Raw genomic sequence first — 20263 nt, forward strand, 5'->3', positions numbered from 1 at the left:
CCGCCAGCGCCACCGGCTCCCCCGAGCAGTCCGGCGAACAGCAGCGTCAGATCCGAGGCTTTGTATAATCCGTCCGGGACCTCAGCCTGCACGGGCAGGGTCTGCTCTGAGGCACCGCCAATCAGCACATTGGGCGAGCCGGAGATGATGGTCGCCCCGCAGGTAGTCCGGTCCCCCAGGCGTGCAGCAGGCAGGCCGTTGATGTAGACCCGTGACGATCCTTCGGCCAGGTGCTGAGCGCCATCCTCCTGACAGGAGACCAGACTGGCGGTGGCCACTGCGGCAGGCCTGCCGTTGATGAAGACATCAGGTGAGCCGGTAGTGATGACGCCCTGCTGCGTCATGCTCCCGGCTCCGCCCTCTGCCAGCGAGTCCCTTGCCGCCGTTGCCAGCTCACCGGTAAGCCAGCCCACAGCAACGCTGAGTCCGACAAGCAGCACGCCCACGCCCAGGCAGGACGCGCCCATTCCGGCAATAAACAGCGCCCCTGCGGCAAGGCCTCCCGCTGCGGCAATAAATCCACCCACAACGGTACCGGCCATCATCCCGGCCAGGGCGGCGGAGTGACCGATGTCATCCCCAACGCGTGCGGCTGCAAACATAACAACTCTCCCTGTTGTCAGGCGTGAAGACGAAAGCTTTTAAGCAAGGAGTGGAACAGGACACTGTCCGCCTCTGTCAGCACCACCGTTGCGGTCATGGTGAACACAAGGATGTGTGCTCCTTGCGGATTAAACACCGCCTGCTGCTGCCAGACCTGCCTCCCGCTGCGCTGGTAGCTGCCATGAACAATCTCACCGTGCGACAGGTTCTCGCCCAGGGTGGCAGGGCAGCGCGCGTTCTGCTGCCACTGTTTAAGGTGCTGCTGCATCTGAGCGAGCTGGCGGTCAATGTAGGCAGCAAGGGCTTCGTTTGGCCCCAGACTATCGCGGGAAACAGTGAATGAGGGGGCGTCCTTAGCAAAGGACGTGAAGATATTGACGGTGCGATCCTGATAGCCTTCAGGAAGCGTTACCTGACCTTCATTGAGCAGACCGAATGAATTGAGTTCCGACATGTAGCGCGTCCCTGACGTATGTTGCAGATAAATAGAAGGTCTCTAATGCTCTGGCATTAAATACTTCCAACAGGAAATTTCAATCGACAAGATGGAGTTACGTGCTGTTAATTTGATTTAGGGCAGGGTTGTTGCTGAAATTTGAAAATTCAGACAGCTTGAGACTATCTGGCTGATTATTAGAGGAGTTATTAATACGGATGAAAAAAATCCACGCCGAAGCGTGGATTTTTATTTGCAGCAGGAGAGGTTAGACGTTGAACAGGAAGTTCATTACATCGCCATCTTTCACGATGTAGTCTTTGCCTTCGGCACGCATCTTACCGGCCTCTTTTGCACCCTGTTCGCCTTTATAGGTAATAAAGTCTTCAAAAGCGATGGTCTGGGCACGGATGAAGCCCTTCTCGAAATCGGTGTGGATCTTGCCTGCGGCCTGCGGGGCGGTTGCGCCCACCGGGATAGTCCAGGCGCGAACCTCTTTCACACCAGCGGTGAAGTAGGTTTGCAGGTTCAGCAGTTCATAGCCAGCGCGAATAACGCGGTTCAGGCCCGGCTCTTCCAGACCCAGCTCGGCCATAAATTCATCACGGTCGGCATCGTCCAGCTCGGCAATGTCAGACTCCACGGCGGCGCAGACGGCAACTACAACTGAACCTTCTGCGGCAGCGATTTCACGCACTTTGTCGAGGTACGGATTGTTTTCAAAACCGTCTTCGTTGACGTTAGCGATGTACATGGTCGGTTTCAGCGTCAGGAAGCTCAGGTACTTAATGGCAGCCTTGTCTTCTTCCGTCAGGTTTTTCAGCGCGCGCAGCATGCCAGCGTTTTCCAGCTGCGGCAGGCATTTTTCCAGCGCGGCCTGTTCCGCTTTTGCGTCTTTATCGCCGCCTTTGGCTCGCTTCTGCACGCGATGCAGGGCGCGCTCGCAGGTGTCGAGGTCGGAAAGCGCCAGCTCGGTGTTGATCACCTCGATATCGTCAGCGGGATCCACTTTGTTATTTACGTGGATGATGTTGTCGTTCTCAAAGCAGCGCACCACGTGACCGATAGCTTCGGTTTCACGGATGTTGGTCAGGAACTGGTTACCCAGGCCTTCACCTTTGGACGCGCCTTTTACCAGGCCTGCGATGTCAACGAACTCCATCGTGGTCGGCAGAATGCGCTGGGGCTTAACGATCTCCGCCAGCTGATCGAGGCGCGGATCCGGCATCGGCACCACGCCGGTATTCGGTTCAATAGTACAGAACGGGAAGTTGGCAGCTTCGATGCCCGCCTTGGTCAGCGCATTGAACAGGGTAGATTTACCGACGTTCGGCAAGCCGACGATACCGCATTTGAATCCCATGGTTTACATCACCTTAATATCTTGATAATCAACCTGTTAGATGAAACAGATTGCTGAAAAGTTAATAACTTAGCCTATTATACACGTTACAGACGCGCTGCGCGGCAAAAATGGCGTCGCCCAGGGCTACTGCGCCTTAAACGCGTGCAGTCGATTGGTCGCTTTGACCAGATCCTCTTTCAGCCACAGCTCGGTGCAACGCACCGCTTCGTCAACGGCATCATCGATTAGCTTCTGCTCAGAGGCGGGCGGTTTGCCCAGTACAAAGCCCACAACTTTGTTTTTATCCCCCGGATGCCCAATTCCCACGCGTAAGCGGTGAAAGTTGGGGTTATTGCCAAACTTGCTGATGATATCTTTCAAGCCGTTATGACCGCCGTGGCCGCCACCCAGCTTAAACTTTGCCACGCCGGGAGGAAGATCCAGCTCGTCGTGGGCCACCAGCACCTCGTCCGGGTTGATACGGTAGAAGGTTGCCATCGCCGCCACGGCTTTACCGCTGAGGTTCATAAAGGTTGTCGGCACCAGCAGGCGAACATCTTCGCCCGCCAGGTTAATACGTGAAGTAAAGCCAAAGAATTTAGGCTCTTCCCGCAGCGGGGCGCGGTAGCGTTCGGCCAGCAGGTCGACATACCAGGCCCCGGCGTTATGACGGGTAGCCGCATACTCTGCGCCCGGGTTGGCAAGGCCGACAATCAGTTTAATCGTCACGTCTCTTTTCCTGAAAAGTTCACTCTTTGGCGCGTAGTTTACGTGGTAGCGCCGGCATTGACAAAATTCTGCCGCTAAAAGATAAAAACAGGAATAATTGCATTTAACAACTATTAGAAGTTGATTGAGTTCAGCGGTTTATATGTAAAGTTCTGTGAATAAGATATTTATAAATGTGATCCCGCCCGCACCCTGTCAAAGAGGCCCTGCCTATACTTTATCCATAAGGATTGGGGATGTTTCCCGTTCAGCCCACAACGCCGGAGGTGACATATGAAACGCAAAAACGCATCGAGACTCGGTAATGCGCTTATGGGTTTAGGGTTAATGGTGATGGTCGTTGGCGTCGGTTACTCCATCTTAAATCAGCTTCCGCAGCTTAACCTGCCGCAGTACTTCGCCCACGGGGCCATTCTTAGCATCTTCCTGGGGGCTATTCTCTGGCTGGCAGGGGCACGCATCGGCGGCCACGAGCAGGTGTGCGACAAGTACTGGTGGGTGCGCCACTACGACAAGCGCTGCCGTCGGGATCAACATAAGCATAGCTGATGATAACCAGCAATTTTGTCGGATGGCGCTGCGCTTACCCGACCTACCCAACACTAAACGACTCTCGGGAGTCGTTTTTTTTACGTTTTTTTTGCGAGTCCATTGACCCTCACGTAACGTAAGGCCCCAGAGTAGCGCTACTGGTTAGGACAAGGAGCAGCAATGTTAATTCAGGTAGGCGAGCTGGCAAAACGCGCTGGCATCACCGTTCGCACGTTACATCACTACGAACAAACCGGGCTGCTGCTGCCTTCCGCCAGAAGCGAGGCAGGCTACCGGCTCTATAACCTTGCGGATGTACAGCGCCTGCATATGATCCAGGCGCTGGCAAAAGCAGGGCTGGAGCTTGCCGAAATCAAGGACTTTCTGGAGCAGGATACGCTCTCACTTCCCGAACTGCTCGATGCACAAATCGCGCTGCTGGACAGGCAGCTGCGCAGCATCCATACGCTACGCGACCAGCTTTGCATGCTGCGTACCGGGCTGGAAAATGAGAGCGAACCGGATCTGGAGTCCTGGCTACAGACTCTGGAGTTAATGACTATGTACGATCGCTGGTTTACCAAAGAAGAGCTACAGCAGCTGCCGTTCGCTGCCGAAGGCGAACGACTGGCCTCCCTCTGGGCGGCGCTGGTCAAGGAAGCGCAGACCCTGATGGCGCAAAAGATTACCGAGACCGATGCCAACGCCATGGATCTGGCGATCCGCTGGATGGATCGACTGGAGCAGGATACGGCGGGCAAGCCGGAGTTTCTGACCCGGCTTAATGAGATGCACAGCGTGGAACCGCAGATGCGCGAGCGGACGGGCATTACGCCGCAGATTATCGACTACATCACCCGCGCCTTTGCAGAGAGCAAGCTGGCTATCTGGCAGCGTTATCTTACCCCGCAGGAGATGGCTTTTACCCGTGCGCACTATTTTGACCGGCTAATGGAATGGCCACCGCTGGTGGCGAAGCTGCACCAGGCCACGCGGGAGGAGTGCGATCCTGCGTCTGAGCAGGGCCAGCAGCTGGCGCAGAACTGGCTGGTGCTTTTCCAGTCCTACGCCGGGGATCATCCCGCTACCCAGCAGAAATTCCGCGTGGCTATGCAGCAGGAGCCGCTGCTGATGAAGGGGACCTGGATGACTCCTGAGGTGCTGGCCTGGCTGCAGCAGGCGATTGGGGTAATGATGCAGCGTCGATACGCTGCATTCTAATTATTACAGGTCCGCCAGCGCCGCTTGCCGGTCAGGGTAGAACGCCAGCCGCCCGGCAATCGGCTTCACGCCTGCGCGCGCCATCGTGCGCAGGGGCTGAAACTCCAGGTTGCTGACCCGCAGCTCACAGCCTTCCGGCAGCCGTTTAACAAAGCGCTGGAATGCATCCAGTCCGCCTGCGTCCAGCACCGGTACCGCGTCGCACTTCAGCACCACGATTCGCTTGCCAGCAATCCGTGACTCCAGATCGGTAAACAGCCCGTCGGCCGCGGCGAAGAAGAGCGGCCCAATAACCCGCAGCACGGTGACGTCATCGGGTACCTCGACGTTAACCGGCGCGAGGCGGGTCATACGGGCGATGCGGCGCATAAACAGCAGCGATGCCAGCACGATGCCGACGCTGATAGCGATTACCATATCAAACAGCACCGTCAGCGACATGCACATCAGCATCACCATGATGTCATCCGTCGGTGCGCGTCGCAGCAGGTTAACGACCTTATGCGCTTCGCTCATGTTCCAGGCCACCATCAGCAGCAGGGCAGCCATTGCCGACAGCGGCAGCCATGAGAGCAGGGGGGCGAGCGCCAGCAGGGCGAGGATCACCAGCAGGGCGTGGATAATCGCCGCCACTGGCGAAGTTGCGCCCGCGCGCACGTTGGCCGCCGAGCGGGCAATTGCCGCGGTCGCGGTAATGCCGCCGAAGAAGGGGGCGATCAGGTTGCCCAGCCCCTGACCGATCAGCTCGTTATTGGCTTTGTGCCGCGTGCCGGTCATGCCGTCGAGCACCACCGCGCAAAGCAGAGACTCAATTGCCCCAAGCATCGCCATGGAAAATGCGGCGGGCAGCAGCGCCTGCACCGAGGCCCAGCTCAGGGTAAACGAGGAGCCGGGCATCTGCCACGGCAGCACCAGCTGGGGCAGAAGCTGCGGAATACCGCTGCCCTGGGTGCCATCGGCCAGCAGATAGTGAAAGCGCGATCCGATGGTCGCCACGTCAACGCCAGCCAGCTTAACCAGCGCCATCACTGCGCAGCCAGCCAGCAGGGCGGGAAGATGGCCTGGAAGGCGGATCCCGAGGCGCGGCCAGAGAATGAGCACCCCAAGGGTAACCACGCCGATGGCGGCATCCCCCAGGTTAAGGGTAGGCATCGCCATCACCAGCGCGCCAACCTTCTGCAAATAGTGCTCTGGCACCTGAGCCATCTGCAGCCCAAGAAAATCTTTTATCTGCATGGTGCCGATGGTGATGCCAATCCCGGCGGTAAAGCCCAGCGTGACGGGGAGCGGAATGTACTCGATCAGGCGACCAAAGCGGGCGAGGCCGAAGAGGATCAGAAACAGTCCGGAGAGAAGCGTGGCCACCAGCAGCCCCGCGAGACCAAACTGCTGGGAGACCGGATAGAGGATCACCACAAATGCCGCCGTAGGGCCGGAGACGCTAAAGCGCGAGCCGCCGCAGAGGGCAATGACAATCCCGGCCACCGCCGAGGTGTAGAGGCCATACTGCGGCGCGACGCCGCTACCGATAGCCAACGCCATCGCCAGTGGAATGGCAATGATGCCGACGGTGATCCCCGCCACCAGGTCGCGGGTGAAACGTGGGAAGGTATATCTCTCTTTCCAGCATGCATCAATTAGCGCGCGGAAGGGTAAAATCTCTGAAAGGTTCATCATCTTCATAAAGGCTAGTCATTCATACACGTATTATCCGTCATATGAATGTTAGATAATGCGTGAATACATCATACAAATGGTTTTCAGATACAAAAAAACCCGCCGAAGCGGGTTTTTAGTATACAGCGCGATTAATGCTCAAACATCGCGGAGATGGATTCTTCGTTGCTGATACGACGAATCGCTTCGGCCAGCATGCCGGAGAGCGTCAGGGTACGCACGTTCGGCAGGGCTTTGATCTCAGCGGAGAGCGGGATAGTGTCGCAGACAACCACTTCATCGATCACCGAGTGACGCAGGTTGTTTACCGCGTTGCCGGAGAAGATCGGGTGGGTAGCGTAGGCGAAGACACGCTTCGCGCCGCGCTCTTTCAGCGCTTCTGCTGCTTTACACAGCGTACCGCCGGTATCGATCATGTCGTCAACCAGCACGCAGTCGCGACCAGCAACGTCACCGATGATATGCATAACCTGAGAAACGTTTGCACGCGGGCGGCGCTTGTCGATGATCGCCATATCGGTATCGTTCAGCAGCTTAGCAATAGCACGCGCACGCACCACGCCGCCGATGTCCGGAGAGACAACGATAGGGTTATCGAGATTCAGCTGCAGCATATCTTCCAGCAGGATTGGGCTGCCGAACACGTTATCAACTGGAACGTCGAAGAAGCCCTGGATCTGCTCGGCGTGCAGGTCAACGGTCAGGACACGGTCAACGCCCACGCTGGAGAGGAAATCGGCAACTACTTTTGCGGTGATAGGCACACGCGCGGAGCGCACGCGGCGGTCCTGACGGGCATAGCCGAAGTAGGGGATAACAGCAGTGATACGGCCTGCGGAAGCACGACGCAGCGCATCAACCATGACAACCAACTCCATCAGGTTGTCATTCGTTGGAGCACAAGTGGACTGGATGATGAAAATATCACCACCGCGTACATTTTCGTTGATTTGTACGCTGACTTCGCCGTCGCTAAAGCGACCTACGGCGGCGTCGCCGAGAGAAGTGTACAGGCGGTTGGCAATACGTTGTGCTAGTTCCGGGGTGGCGTTACCAGCAAAAAGCTTCATATCAGGCACGAGAAGAACCTCAGGCATGCGTCCAGTGGTGGATAGCGTCGCCGAAAACTGTGCGGGCCAGGCTACGCTATCCAGGCGATGTATTTAAAGAGCGCGATGCAACGTCTGGATCAGAGGTGACGTTGTCACCGAGTCTCAATTAGCTCCGAATTGACCAGTTTTTTATGCAGCGGTGACACGTTTACGCCGCGCGCGACAAAACCCTGCAGCCATTCCGGGGCTTGCTCAAGCACCTGACGAGCGGAGGACTCTGAGTCAAATTCAGCAAAGACGCAGGCTCCTGTGCCAGTCAGGCGCGACGGCGCGTATTCTAACAGCCAGGAAAGCGCCGCATCAACCTCGCGAAAACGTTTTCTTGCGATAACCTCGCAATCGTTGCCGAATTCACAGTTTAGTAACGTATTAATTGGCCGCTTTGGCGTATTGCGAGGCAAATCAGGATCGTTGAAGATGGCCGGGGTCGAAATGTGTACGCCAGGGTGTGCCACCAGATACCACTTCTCCGGCGGATCCACAGGCGTCAGCTCCTCGCCAACGCCCTCAGCAAAGGCCGCATGGCCGTGGACGAAAACCGGGACGTCCGCGCCAAGGGTTAACCCCAGCGCCGCCAGCGCCTCCACCGACAGTCCGCAGCCCCAGAGATGGTTCAGTGCGACCAGCACCGTCGCCGCGTTAGAGGAGCCTCCCCCCAGCCCGCCGCCCATCGGCAGACGTTTATCGATGCGGATGTCCGCGCCGCTGCCCGCAGGCAGGGAGTCGCGCTCTGTGGCCGCCTGCTGAAGTAGCCTGGCGGCGCGCACGATCAGGTTATCGCTCTCCGCCACGCCCTCTACCGGCGTCAGCAGACGGATCTTCTCGTCGCTGCGCGGTTCAATGCTCAGGGTATCGCCGTAGTCGAGAAACTGAAACAGCGTCTGCAGGTCGTGATAACCATCGCGCCGCTGGCCGGTGATATATAAAAAAAGATTAAGTTTTGCCGGCGAAGGCCACTGGGTCATCATTTTACAATCCAGTTATCCATCTTCAGTTTGATCCGCTGACCGTCCTGGTTGAGCTCCATGTTGGACGGCATTGCAGGAGTAGATTTCGCATCGTAGCCGCCATAGGTGACCTTCCAGGTCTTGCCGTTCTGGGTATAGTTGAGCTCGCTCAGACGGTACTGGCTATCCAGCTTATAGTCGGTGGCGTCGCCAGGCAGGCCGAGGATCCACTGGCGCAGGCTGTTCAGTGGGATCGGCATGCCGGTCAGCTTGCCAATCATCTCTTCGGCGTCGGTGGCGGTGTAGTGCTGGCCTTTGTTATCCACCAGCTCTACGCTGCCCGGCCTGGCGTTCAGCTCCAGCTCGGTGCTGCCAAGGGGATTGGTCAGCAGCAGGCGGTAGTTATCCTGGCCGGTCTGCTGCCAGAAGAAACGGGCGTACACCTTTTGGCTATCGGAGAGGTAAGCAAAGGCCCCGCGCGTCTGGTACTGGCTCAGGTTACGCACCTCCTGCTGATGCTGACGCCACTGCGGCGAGTCCGGACTTTTACCCGGGCCTTTCGGAGCATGAATAGAGCAGGCGGTAAGTACCAGGCTTGCAAGTGGTAACAGGCGAAGCAGTCGACGGTCCGGTAAAGTCATAATGAGGACAAATCCTTGTGGTGCGTTTCGGTTATAATCTTTAATGCTAGCGCTGAGCAGGAATACCGTCTACGTTCAAGTTGTCTTAAATCATGAAATTACCAATTACTCCAAAAGGGGGCTGTCTCTTTTATTGACCCGACGCATCCTGTATGATGCGCACAGACTAACCTTATCAACGCTGGTACTACTCCCGCTGACATGACTCTTTTAGCGCTCGGCATCAACCACAAAACGGCACCTGTCTCACTGCGGGAACGCGTTACGTTCACGCCGGACACGCTCGACCAAGCCTTAGAGAGCCTGCTGGCGCAGCCCATGGTGCAGGGTGGGGTAGTCCTGTCAACGTGTAACCGCACCGAGCTATACCTGAGTGTAGAAGAGCAGGACAACCTGCAGGAAGCGCTTATTCGTTGGCTGTGTGACTATCATCACCTGGATGAAGCCGAGCTGCGTAAAAGCCTCTACTGGCACCAGGACAACGATGCCGTTAGCCACCTGATGCGCGTTGCCAGCGGCCTCGATTCGCTGGTGCTGGGCGAGCCGCAGATCCTGGGCCAAGTGAAAAAAGCCTTCGCCGATTCCAGCCGCGGACACCTGAACGCCAGCGCGCTGGAGCGTATGTTCCAGAAATCCTTCTCCGTGGCCAAACGGGTACGTACCGAAACGGATATCGGGGCCAGTGCCGTATCGGTGGCCTTTGCCGCCTGTACGCTGGCGCGGCAGATCTTTGAGTCGCTCTCCAGCGTGACGGTGCTGCTGGTGGGCGCGGGTGAAACCATTGAGCTGGTGGCCCGTCATCTGCGCGAGCATAAGGTGCAGAAGATGATCATCGCCAACCGCACCCGCGAACGCGCCGAGCTGCTGGCCGGTGAGGTGGGCGCAGAGGTGATCTCCCTCAGCGATATTGACACCCGCCTGCAGGATGCGGATATCATCATTAGCTCTACCGCCAGCCCGCTGCCGATAATCGGTAAAGGCATGGTTGAGCGCGCGCTGAAATCCCGGCGTAACCAGCCCATGCTGCTGGTGGATATCGCCGTTCCCCGCGACGTCGAGCCGGAAGTCGGCAAGCTGGCAAACGCCTATCTCTACAGCGTTGATGACCTACAAAGCATTATTTCGCACAACCTGGCGCAGCGGAAAGCCGCCGCCGTGGAAGCAGAGACCATCGTTGCTCAGGAGAGCAGCGAGTTCATGGCCTGGCTGCGCGCCCAGAGCGCCAGCGAGACGATCCGTGAATATCGCGGCCAGGCAGAGCAGGTGCGCGACGAGCTCACCGCGAAAGCCCTTGCCGCCCTTGAACAGGGTGGCGATGCCCAGGCCATTGTGCAGGATCTGGCCCGTAAGCTGACTAACCGCCTGATCCACTCTCCAACCAAATCACTTCAGCAGGCTGCCCGTAACGGGGACGATGAACGCCTGCATATTCTGCGCAACAGCCTCGGGCTGGAGTAGCACAACAACCTCTTATTACAGGGTGCATTTACGCCTATGAAGCCTTCTATTGTTGCCAAACTGGAAGTCCTGCACGAACGCCATGAAGAAGTTCAGGCGCTACTCGGCGACGCGGGAACCATCGCAGATCAAGACCGCTTTCGTGCGCTGTCGCGTGAATATGCGCAATTAAGCGATGTCTCGCGCTGCTTTACTGACTGGCGACAGATTCAGGAAGATATCGAAACCGCACAGATGATGCTCGACGATCCCGAGATGCGCGAGATGGCGCAGGAAGAGCTGCGCGAGCTGAAAGAGAAGGGTGAGGAGCTTGAAGCCCACCTGCAGGTTCTGCTCCTGCCGAAGGATCCCGACGACGAACGCAACGCCTTCCTTGAGGTCCGCGCCGGAACCGGCGGTGATGAAGCCGCGCTCTTTGCCGGGGATCTGTTCCGCATGTACAGCCGCTACGCCGAATCCCGCCGCTGGCGCGTGGAGATCATGAGCGCCAACGAAGGCGAGCATGGTGGCTTTAAAGAGGTGATTGCCAAGGTGAGCGGCGAGGGCGTTTACGGACGCCTGAAGTTTGAATCCGGCGGCCACCGCGTACAGCGCGTCCCGGCTACTGAGTCGCAGGGGCGTATTCACACCTCCGCCTGTACCGTGGCGCTGATGCCGGAGCTGCCGGAGGCGGAACTGCCGGACATCAACCCGGCGGATCTGCGTATCGATACCTTCCGCTCCTCCGGTGCGGGCGGCCAGCACGTTAACACCACCGACTCGGCGATCCGTATTACCCACCTGCCCACCGGCATCGTGGTGGAGTGCCAGGACGAACGTTCCCAGCACAAGAACAAAGCCAAAGCGCTGGCGGTGCTCGGCTCGCGTATTCGTGCCGCCGAGATCGCCAAACGCCAGCAGGCAGAGGCCTCAACCCGCCGCAACCTGCTCGGCAGCGGCGATCGCAGCGACCGTAACCGGACCTATAACTTCCCGCAGGGGCGCGTTACCGATCACCGTATCAACCTGACGCTCTATCGTCTGGACGAGGTGATGGAAGGCAAGCTCGATATGCTGATTGAGCCTATCGTGCAGGAGTACCAGGCCGATCAGCTGGCGGCGCTGGCCGAGCAGGAATAATGGATTATCAGCACTGGTTACGCCAGGCGGTAAGCCAGCTTGCGGCGAGCGAAAGTCCCCGCCGCGATGCGGAGATCCTGCTGGGTTTCGTTACCGGCAGGGCGCGCACCTTTATCCTGGCCTTCGGCGAAACCGCGCTGCTGCCCGCCGAGCAGGTGCAGCTTGAAGCGCTGCTGGCCCGTCGCCAGCGCGGCGAGCCGGTGGCCCACCTGGTGGGCACGCGCGAGTTCTGGTCGCTGCCGCTGTTTGTCTCTCCGGCCACGCTGATCCCCCGCCCGGATACTGAGTGCCTGGTTGAACAGGCCCTCGCCCGTCTGCCGGCTACGCCGTGCGATATCCTCGATTTAGGTACCGGCACCGGCGCGATTGCGCTGGCACTGGCCAGCGAGCGTCCCGACTGCCATATCACCGCCGTGGATCTTATGCCCGACGCCGTGGCCCTTGCCCAGCGTAACGCGGAGCACTTAGGCATCGCTAACGTGACCCTGCGGCAGAGCCACTGGTTCAGCGCGCTTACCGGCCAGCGCTTTGCCACTATTGTCAGCAACCCGCCCTATATTGACGAGCAGGATCCGCATCTTGCCGAGGGCGACGTGCGCTTTGAGCCGCGCAGCGCGCTGGTGGCGGCAGAGTGCGGGCTGGCAGACCTGGCGTGGATTATCGAGCAGGCGCGCGCGTTTCTTCTGCCTGACGGCTGGCTGCTGCTGGAGCATGGCTGGCAGCAGGGCGACGCCGTGCGGGCACTTTTTGCTAAATATCACTACCAGGACGTTGAAACCACGCGGGATTACGGCGGCAACGAGCGGCTGACTGCGGGTAGGTTAGGACCATCGCATCCATAAGCAAGGCTGACTGAAGCGCCGTTTGGCGTTATCATCAACGTCGAATACCGTGACTGGGGTAAGTAATGAGGTCGTTAGCCGATTTCGAATTTAATAAAGCACCGTTATGCGACGGGATGATCCTCGTTTCACAACTTATCCGCGACGACTTTCCGTCGCAGTATGTCTGTGAGGAGCTGGAGAAGCTGGTTGCGCTGGCCCGCGAAGAGATTAGCGAGGTGCAGCCGCAGGAAGGGCAGCTAGAGAAGCTGCTTGCCCTCTTTTATGGCGACTGGGGTTTTCAGGATTCGCAGGGCGTCTATCGCCTGTCGGATGCGCTGTGGCTTGATAGCGTGCTGAAAAACCGCCAGGGCAGCGCCGTCTCCCTGGGTGCGATCCTGCTGTGGGTAGCCGAGCAGCTGGATATTCCGCTGTCGCCGGTGATCTTCCCAACGCAGCTGATCCTGCGCGCCGAGTGGATGGACGGTGAAATGTGGCTGATCAATCCGTTTAACGGCGACACGCTGGATGAGCACACGCTGGAAGTATGGCTGAAGGGCAATATCAGCCCGATGGCCGAGCTGTTTAACGAGGATCTCGACGAGGCGGATAACGCCGAAGTGATCCGCAAGCTGCTCGACACGCTGAAATCGGCGCTGATGGAAGAGCAGCAGATGGAGCTGGCGCTGCGGGCCAGCGAAGCGCTGCTACAGTTTAACCCGGAAGATCCCTATGAGATCCGCGATCGCGGGCTGATTTACGCCCAGCTCGATTGCGATCACGTCGCGCTGCATGATTTAAGCTATTTTGTGGAGCAGTGTCCGGAAGATCCGATCAGCGAAATGATCCGCGCACAGATAAATACTATTTCGCATCGGCAGATTACGCTGCATTAATCCGATGAGTTCCGATTCAAACCTGATAAGGCGATTCTATGAAACAAAAAGTGGTTAGCATTGGCGATATTAACGTGGCAAACGATCTTCCGTTCGTGCTTTTTGGCGGCATGAACGTGCTGGAGTCACGCGACCTTGCGATGCGTATTTGCGAGCACTACGTTACCGTGACCCAGAAGCTGGGCATCCCGTACGTGTTCAAGGCCTCTTTTGATAAAGCCAACCGCTCCTCTATTCACTCCTATCGTGGCCCAGGCCTCGAAGAGGGGATGAAAATTTTCCAGGAGCTGAAGCAGACCTTCGGCGTAAAAGTGATCACCGACGTGCACGAAGCTCACCAGGCGCAGCCGGTATCTGAGGTTGTTGATGTGATCCAGCTTCCCGCGTTCCTTGCTCGCCAGACCGATCTGGTAGAAGCGATGGCGAAAACTGGCGCGGTGATTAATGTGAAGAAGCCGCAGTTCGTGAGTCCTGGACAGATGGGCAACATCGTCGACAAGTTCCGCGAAGGCGGCAACGAGAAGGTGATCCTGTGCGACCGTGGCGCAAACTTTGGTTACGACAACCTGGTTGTGGACATGCTGGGCTTCAGCGTGATGAAAAAGGTCTCTGGTAACTCGCCGGTGATCTTCGACGTCACCCACGCCCTGCAGTGCCGCGACCCGTTTGGCGAAGCCTCCAGTGGCCGTCGTGGTCAGGTGACCGAGCTGGCGCGTGCCGGTATGGCGACCGGACTGGCGGGCCTCTTCATTGAGGCGCATCCGGATCCAGCCCATGCTAAATGCGACGGCCCGTCCGCGCTGCCGCTGGACAAGCTGGAGCCGTTCCTCAAGCAGATCAAAGCCATTGACGATCTGGTGAAGAGCTTCGACGAGCTCGACACCGAGAAGTAATAAAAAAACCCGCCTCGGCGGGTTTTTTTATAGCCATCACATCAGGCAAATATCGTCATCAGATAGGCAGCAAATAGCGCCAGGTGCGCCGCGCCGTTTAACACATTGGTGCGCCCGGTAGAGAACGAGATCTGGCACAGCAGCAGCGAGGCCAGCATCACAATCATCTCTGGCCCACCAAGGGCAAACACCAGGTCGTTGCCGGTGACCCAGGCAATCAGCGTTACCACCGGCACCGTCAGAGAGATGGTCGCCAGCACCGAGCCAAAGAAGAGGTTCATTGCGCGCTGAACCTGGTTATTCAGCACTGCCCGCAGCGCCCCCAAACCTTCTGGAGAGAGGATCAGCAGCGCGACCAGGAAGCCGGTAAAGGCCACCGGGGCGTTCATCTCCGTTAGCAGCGTCTCCAGCGGATTGGCGTTCATCTTCGTAACTGCAATCACCGCCACCAGATGGATAATCAGCCACACCGCGTGCCAGAGGCTGCTGTGCGCCGACGGCTTACCGTGGTGCGGATCGCTGTCGTCACCTTCATCCTCATGCTCATAGACAAACAGGCTCTGGTGGGTTTTGGTCTGGATCAGCAGGAAGACGCCGTACATGGCCGCTGAGATCAGCGCAACCAGCAGCGCCTGGCCGGTGGTGAAGTTAGCCCCCGGCAGCGCCATGGGGAAGACCAGCACAATCACCGCCAGCGGGAAGAGGGCGATTAAATACTGTTTGATACCGAACAGATTCATGTACTGGGTGGCAAACTTCTGCCCGCCCAGCAGCAGCGAGAAGCCTACCAGACCCCCGGTAACAATCATGATGATGGAGTAGAGCGTGTCGCGCATCAGCGTCGGCGCAGCGTCGCCGGTGGCCATCAGGGCTGAAATCAGGCTAACTTCAAGAATAACCACGGAAAGGCTTAAAATCAGCGAGCCGAAGGGCTCCCCGAGTCGGTGTGCTAATACGTCCGCATGGCGGACAACGCTAAAGGCGCTGCTAAGAATGCCCACTAACGCGAGCAGGTTGATACCGATGACGGCTGGCAGTGACTGGGTCGTCCCCCAGAAAAAAAGCACTGCCAGCGCCAGTACCGGGAAAATGAGCGTGGTCTCCTTATGGCGGGTTTTAACCGCCTCATGCGTCGCTATCATCGTGGCTCTCCGTAGTGTGCTGTTGCTGATGAGTATAGTTAAGATTTTTTCAGGACATTAAAATAGCAGAACAGGGGCGAATTTAAGTCAATTTTTACCTTTTTTTACGGCATTGGCATTTTTTTGGCACATGACGGACAGATTACGATGCTTTGTTGAAAATTGGTTTAATAAATAGAAACTTAAAACCAGGAATTAGCAGATTTAGTCCGTGGGTGGCAAGGCGCGGCGTTGTCAGCCACACTTAAGGTTTGATAACCAAAAGGAGAGGTCACATGCCCTACAAAGCAAAAGGCGATCTGCCAGACAACGTCAAAAACGTCCTGCCTGCTCACGCTCAGGATATCTATAAAGAGGCATTCAACAGCGCCTGGGATCAGTACAAAGATAAAGACGACCGGCGCGGAGATGACAGCCGGGAAGAGACCGCGCATAAGGTGGCCTGGGCGGCGGTGAAGCATGAGTATGAGAAGGGCGACGACGATAAATGGCACAAAAAGAAATAAGCCGCTGAAATAGCTGTCGTTAACGCTAAACCCCCTTTTATTGCGTTGCCGCTTTCGTGCGGCATGGCGCGCTGCACGCTTGCAAGCGGTCCGCGAATTGCATATCGTCTCCACAGGCTGCGCTTTTATTCAGCAGCTAAATGCACGGAAGACAAGATAACGGTCGCATGGAAGCACGCAGTGGTGGAGGTAGAAAGTGTTAACACGCGACTTTTTAATACAGGCGGATTGCAAAACCGCCTTTGGTGATATTGAGGCGGCGCTGCTCTGGTCCGCTGAACAGCGCGCGGCGTCGCTGGCGGCTACGCTTGCCTGCCGGCCCGACGATGGCCCGGTATGGATTTTTGGCTACGGATCGCTGATGTGGAACCCGGCGCTGGAGTTTAACGAATCCTGCACCGGCACGCTGGTGGGCTGGCATCGCGCCTTCTGTCTGCGTCTCACCGCCGGTCGCGGCACGACCTGCCAGCCTGGGCGAATGCTTGCCCTAAAAGAGGGCGGACGCACCACCGGCGTCGCCTACCGCCTGCCTGACGAAACTCTTGAACAAGAGCTGACCCTGCTGTGGAAACGGGAGATGATCACCGGCTGCTATCTGCCGACCTGGTGTAAGCTCGCTTTGGACGATGGCCGCACGGTAAACGCTCTGGTATTTATTATGGATCCGCGCCACGCGCTCTACGAGTCAGATACTCGCGCCCAGGTGATCGCCCCGCTGATCGCGGCGGCCAGCGGCCCGCTGGGCACTAACGCGCAGTATCTCTTCTCGCTGGAGCAGGAGCTGATCAAGCTCGGCATGCATGACGACTGCCTGAACGATCTGGTTGGGAAGGTGAGAGGACTGCTGGGCGGCGAAGAACCGGGCCCGTCATTGCAGCCCGGTTTTGCCTGAGAAGAGATTAGGCAGCCACGTAGCTGATAGAGTGCTCCAGCGACTGGCTCTGGCTGTCGATTAACACGTTCCAGGTCCCGCTGTAGGGCACGGTCAGGTACGCACTGTTACGATCCTGTACGCTCAGAATATCGGTCTGGGCGTTTGCCGTATGGCTCTTCGCACTCATCAAATGGATATGGCAGCTCTCCGAACAGCGGACCACTACCGTATCGCCACCAAACAACGTCAAACTTGCTTTCACCAGCGCCATTCTCTTTACCCCGTTAATCACTTTAAAGCACTCCCTGCTGGATAATCCCCGTGTGATTTTGTTCACACTTGCTCCCTGCATCACACCAAACGGACGGAGCCACGATGCTGATTTTGATCAAAAAAGAGCGCAACGATTAAACAAAAGTGACATTGTGCGTTGAAGGCGCTTCCCGGCGCGCTAAACCGTTCCAAAAGCGCGCCGGGAGGGGATTAAATGCGGAAATGGCCTGCGGTCTCCGCCAGCTCTCCCGCCTGCGACTGAAGCGCCCCGGCGGCAGCGGCAGACTGCACCACCAGTTCGGCGTTCTGCTGCACCATGCGATCGAGGTCGATTACCGCGTGGTTGATCTCCTGGATACCTTTCATCTGCTCGCTGGTGGCGACGGTGATCTCGCGCATAATAACCGACACGCTGTCGATGCTGGAGACAATATCGGTCATGCTCTCACCCGCCAGGCGGACATAGCGCGAGCCGGTGGCGACGCTCTCCGTCGTCGATTCGATCAGGGTTTTGATCTCTTTCGCCGCCTGAGCGCTGCGGCTGGCCAGGGTGCGAACCTCGCCCGCGACTACCGCAAAGCCACGACCCTGCTCACCGGCACGGGCGGCCTCTACGGCGGCGTTGAGCGCCAGAATGTTGGTCTGGAACGCAATCCCGTCAATCACGCTGGTGATATCGCCAATTTTAGCCGAGGCCTCTTCAATGGCCTGCATGGTCGAGATCGCCTGCGATACCACGCTGCCGCCGCGCGATGCCGCTTCAGAGGCGGTATGCGCCTGGCTGTTCGCCTGGGCAGCGGAGTCAGTTGACTGGGCCACCGAGGCGGTGATCTGCTCTACGGCGCTGGCGGTTTCCCGCAGGCTGGAGGCCGCCTGCTCGGTACGACCGGAGAGATCCTGGTTACCGGCGGCAATCTCCTGGGCCGCATGCTGTACCGAGGTGCTGGAGTCGCGCAGTTTCACCATCACCACCGCCAGCTTATCGCTGAAGATGTTAAAGGCGTGGGCAATCTGCGCCACCTCATCATTACCGCTCTCCGGCAGGCGCTGGGAGAGATCGTCCGTGCCGTCGCCGATGGCCAGCATCGCATCGCGGATCGCCACCAGGCGTTTCAGCATCGTTGTTACCAGCAGCAGCATCACCGCTACACCAATCAGCACCAGCACGATCAGCGACAGGGCCGACGCCTTCAGCAGGGCACGCATGCCGCTGGTGGCATCGTTAGTGTCAAGGGCAACGACCAGCAGCCAGCTGGTACCCTTAACCGGTTTCGCCATCAGCGCCTTCTCCGCCCCGTCAAACTCGCCGTCTACCGGGCTGCCCGCCTGCAGTTCATTGAAGTCAGCCTTGTGGATAGCCTCGCCGAACGGCTTCAGGGTCAAATCGGCATTGCTGGCGGCAATCACCGTTCCGTCGCTGTTGATCAGCAGGCCGCTGCTCTGCGGCGTCGGCTGAATGGTGCGCACGTTAGCGACCACGCTGTCCATGGCCACGTCGCCTGCCACCACCGCCGTTAGCGTGCCGTTCTCTTTCACCGGAACGGCGAAGGTCACCACCAGCTTGCCGGAGGCGGCATCAACATAGGGGGCGGTGACGATCGGCGCATCGGCTTTCGCCGCCTGCTGATACCAGGGTCGAATAGTGGGATCGTAGTCGGCCGGGATGCCGTTGGAATCTGAGAACTTCGCCGTTTTGCTGGCATAGCCAGCATAGACGTTGATAAATCCGCCCGCCTGGGCGATCTGGGCGAAGCTGGGAACCGGATCCGCCGTCAGCGCAGCGCTTTGCAGCGAGGCGATCATCGTCATCTTGCTGTTTACCCAGTCGGCAATCGCGCCGCTGTGGCTGATGCTGGTGCTGGAAAGGATATCCCGCTGGGACTGCTGGTTATCCTGGCGTGTTACCTGGTAGTTGATCACGGTGTTGATCAGTAAAGCGACAGCCAGACAGCCTGCGGTGGCTGCGGTAATGCGTGCGCGAATCGTCTTGAACATAGTTGTTATACCTGCTGTGTTGTTTAAAAGCCTATCGGCAACACAGCAGGTAAACTTGATGTCCAGCGAGGAACTATAAGAAAAATATATTTTAGGCGAGTTATTATTAAAAAGTTAATACTTTATCCGCCGCCAGCGTCCACTGAGCCAGCTCGACGAGCGTACCAATTTCAACGCCGTCAATAAGCGGCAGCTCGGTGATGCCGCGCCCGTCGGTGCAGGTTTTACACAGCTTCACCGCCACGTTCTGCACCGTCAGGATCTCCAGCATCTGCTGAATATTGTAGCCCTCGGCAGGCTTCTGACCGCGCAGCCCGGCGGTGACCGCATCGGACATCAGAAACAGGCGCAGATCCAGCTCCTCGGCCTGCTCGCGCAGGGCAATGGCCAGACGCAGGCTGTTAAACAGGGACTCACTGCCGTAGGCCGCGCCGTTGGCGACAATCACGATCTTTTGCATTTTTCTTCCTTATAAAAACTACTGCCCGAAGCGGCCAATCAGGCCGGTGGCGGCCAGGGCTTTACCTTTCAGCTTCTCGAACAGCGCTTCGCGGGTCAGACCGGCGGGAAGATCCGGTGCCTGGCTGGTGGCGATAAGCGTAAAGGTATAGTGATGCGCGCCGCTGCCGGGCGGCGGGCAGGGGCCAAACCAGCGATCGGTGCCGGGGCTATTTTTGCCGCCGGTAAACTCTTTGCCGTCGCGCAGGGCGTTAGCAGGAAAACCGGTGGCGGACGGAGAGATATTGTACGCTACCAGATGCGTGACGCCGAGACCTTTTGCCCCCTCTGGATCGTGAACAATCAGGGCAAAGCTTTTAGTCTCTGCCGGTGGATTATTCCAAATTAATACCGGAGACTGATTTTCACCGGTGCAGTTAGGGTTATCCTTGGCGTTACCGGCAAATTTTTTATCCAGCGGGCCATTATCGGCAAACGCCGGCGACTGCAGGGTAAACAGCTCGCTGGCCTGCGAGGCTGCGCCATAAAACATCAGTGAACTCCACAGAGCCCATTTTAGCGTTTTGCTGATAGTGACCATTCGAC

22 protein-coding genes are annotated in these 20263 nt (G+C 57.9%); 9 read left to right on the top strand and 13 right to left on the bottom strand.

The window, feature by feature from the left end; all coding sequences use genetic code 11:
- The 4 genes from WFN61_RS12850 to pth form a co-directional block, all read right to left on the bottom strand.
- Positions 1–602 (bottom strand): PAAR domain-containing protein (locus WFN61_RS12850; protein WP_337038757.1); only part of this gene is annotated, 602 nt, incomplete at its 3' end.
- A gap of 17 nt (positions 603–619) precedes the next feature.
- Positions 620–1057: a DcrB-related protein gene (locus tag WFN61_RS12855; protein WP_312282407.1), complete on the bottom strand. Its 438-nt coding sequence runs from the start codon at positions 1055–1057 to the stop codon at positions 620–622.
- A 250-nt stretch (positions 1058–1307) separates the two neighbouring features.
- Positions 1308–2402, bottom strand: a complete 1095-nt coding sequence (gene ychF, locus WFN61_RS12860) for a redox-regulated ATPase YchF (protein ID WP_144814688.1) — start codon at positions 2400–2402, stop codon at positions 1308–1310.
- Between the two features lie 126 nt (positions 2403–2528).
- Entirely contained in the window at positions 2529–3113 is a 585-nt protein-coding gene (gene pth / locus WFN61_RS12865) for an aminoacyl-tRNA hydrolase (RefSeq protein ID WP_144814691.1), read from the bottom strand.
- Positions 3114–3386: 273 nt separating this feature from the next.
- Here pth and ychH point away from each other — a divergent pair, with 273 nt between their 5' ends.
- The gene (gene ychH, locus WFN61_RS12870; RefSeq protein WP_337038758.1) at positions 3387–3662 is read left to right on the top strand and encodes a stress-induced protein YchH; all 276 of its coding nucleotides are present in this window, start codon (positions 3387–3389) and stop codon (positions 3660–3662) included.
- A gap of 162 nt (positions 3663–3824) precedes the next feature.
- The gene (locus WFN61_RS12875; RefSeq protein WP_312275236.1) at positions 3825–4865 is read left to right on the top strand and encodes a MerR family transcriptional regulator; all 1041 of its coding nucleotides are present in this window, start codon (positions 3825–3827) and stop codon (positions 4863–4865) included.
- 3 nt (positions 4866–4868) lie between these two features.
- On the opposite strand, the gene dauA is transcribed toward WFN61_RS12875, so the two are convergent.
- From dauA to lolB, 4 genes are all read right to left on the bottom strand, one after another.
- Positions 4869–6548, bottom strand: coding sequence for a C4-dicarboxylic acid transporter DauA (dauA, locus tag WFN61_RS12880; RefSeq protein WP_312178252.1), 1680 nt, complete (start codon positions 6546–6548; stop codon positions 4869–4871).
- Positions 6549–6673: 125 nt separating this feature from the next.
- Entirely contained in the window at positions 6674–7621 is a 948-nt protein-coding gene (prs, locus tag WFN61_RS12885; protein WP_144814705.1) for a ribose-phosphate diphosphokinase, read from the bottom strand.
- A gap of 125 nt (positions 7622–7746) precedes the next feature.
- Positions 7747–8622, bottom strand: a complete 876-nt coding sequence (gene ispE, locus WFN61_RS12890; RefSeq protein WP_337038759.1) for a 4-(cytidine 5'-diphospho)-2-C-methyl-D-erythritol kinase — start codon at positions 8620–8622, stop codon at positions 7747–7749.
- Entirely contained in the window at positions 8619–9242 is a 624-nt protein-coding gene (lolB, locus tag WFN61_RS12895) for a lipoprotein insertase outer membrane protein LolB (RefSeq protein ID WP_144814713.1), read from the bottom strand. The genes ispE and lolB overlap by 4 nt, the downstream gene beginning before the upstream one ends.
- A 201-nt stretch (positions 9243–9443) precedes the next feature.
- Between lolB and hemA the strand changes: the two genes are divergently transcribed.
- The 5 genes from hemA (at position 9444) to kdsA (ending at position 14429) form a co-directional block, all read left to right on the top strand.
- Positions 9444–10700 (top strand): glutamyl-tRNA reductase, encoded by a 1257-nt coding sequence (hemA, locus tag WFN61_RS12900; protein WP_144814716.1) that lies wholly within the window; start codon positions 9444–9446, stop codon positions 10698–10700.
- Positions 10701–10736: 36 nt separating this feature from the next.
- Positions 10737–11819, top strand: a complete 1083-nt coding sequence (prfA, locus tag WFN61_RS12905) for a peptide chain release factor 1 (RefSeq protein WP_144814719.1) — start codon at positions 10737–10739, stop codon at positions 11817–11819.
- Complete coding sequence (gene prmC, locus WFN61_RS12910; protein ID WP_337038760.1) at positions 11819–12661, top strand: peptide chain release factor N(5)-glutamine methyltransferase; 843 nt, start codon at positions 11819–11821, stop codon at positions 12659–12661. Before prfA ends, prmC begins: the two co-directional genes overlap by 1 nt.
- 65 nt (positions 12662–12726) lie before the next feature.
- Entirely contained in the window at positions 12727–13536 is an 810-nt protein-coding gene (gene sirB1 / locus WFN61_RS12915) for an invasion regulator SirB1 (protein ID WP_144814726.1), read from the top strand.
- Between the two features lie 38 nt (positions 13537–13574).
- The gene (gene kdsA, locus WFN61_RS12920) at positions 13575–14429 is read left to right on the top strand and encodes a 3-deoxy-8-phosphooctulonate synthase (protein WP_222888031.1); all 855 of its coding nucleotides are present in this window, start codon (positions 13575–13577) and stop codon (positions 14427–14429) included.
- A gap of 41 nt (positions 14430–14470) precedes the next feature.
- Here kdsA and chaA read toward each other — a convergent pair whose 3' ends face one another.
- Positions 14471–15571 carry a sodium-potassium/proton antiporter ChaA gene (chaA, locus tag WFN61_RS12925; RefSeq protein WP_337038761.1) on the bottom strand — a complete coding sequence of 367 codons (1101 nt, stop codon included), beginning with the start codon at positions 15569–15571 and terminating at the stop codon, positions 14471–14473.
- A 275-nt stretch (positions 15572–15846) separates the two neighbouring features.
- Between chaA and chaB the strand changes: the two genes are divergently transcribed.
- Both chaB and WFN61_RS12935 read left to right on the top strand, forming a co-directional pair.
- Positions 15847–16077: a putative cation transport regulator ChaB gene (chaB, locus tag WFN61_RS12930; protein ID WP_042396109.1), complete on the top strand. Its 231-nt coding sequence runs from the start codon at positions 15847–15849 to the stop codon at positions 16075–16077.
- A gap of 196 nt (positions 16078–16273) precedes the next feature.
- Complete coding sequence (locus WFN61_RS12935; protein WP_313449660.1) at positions 16274–16969, top strand: gamma-glutamylcyclotransferase; 696 nt, start codon at positions 16274–16276, stop codon at positions 16967–16969.
- 7 nt (positions 16970–16976) lie between these two features.
- Here WFN61_RS12935 and WFN61_RS12940 read toward each other — a convergent pair whose 3' ends face one another.
- The 4 genes from WFN61_RS12940 to WFN61_RS12955 all read right to left on the bottom strand — a co-directional run bounded on the left by WFN61_RS12940 (position 16977) and on the right by WFN61_RS12955 (position 20210).
- Entirely contained in the window at positions 16977–17222 is a 246-nt protein-coding gene (locus WFN61_RS12940) for a DUF1883 domain-containing protein (RefSeq protein WP_144815989.1), read from the bottom strand.
- Positions 17223–17434: 212 nt separating this feature from the next.
- Positions 17435–19219: a methyl-accepting chemotaxis protein gene (locus WFN61_RS12945; protein WP_312778356.1), complete on the bottom strand. Its 1785-nt coding sequence runs from the start codon at positions 19217–19219 to the stop codon at positions 17435–17437.
- Positions 19220–19325: 106 nt separating this feature from the next.
- Positions 19326–19679, bottom strand: a complete 354-nt coding sequence (locus WFN61_RS12950; protein WP_042396102.1) for a DsrE/DsrF/TusD sulfur relay family protein — start codon at positions 19677–19679, stop codon at positions 19326–19328.
- Positions 19680–19697: 18 nt separating this feature from the next.
- Positions 19698–20210: a YbhB/YbcL family Raf kinase inhibitor-like protein gene (locus WFN61_RS12955; protein WP_238084947.1), complete on the bottom strand. Its 513-nt coding sequence runs from the start codon at positions 20208–20210 to the stop codon at positions 19698–19700.
- Positions 20211–20263 lie beyond the last annotated feature (53 nt).

Source organism: Pseudescherichia sp. AS216 (assembly GCF_037152055.1).
Lineage (GTDB): Bacteria > Pseudomonadota > Gammaproteobacteria > Enterobacterales > Enterobacteriaceae > Pseudescherichia.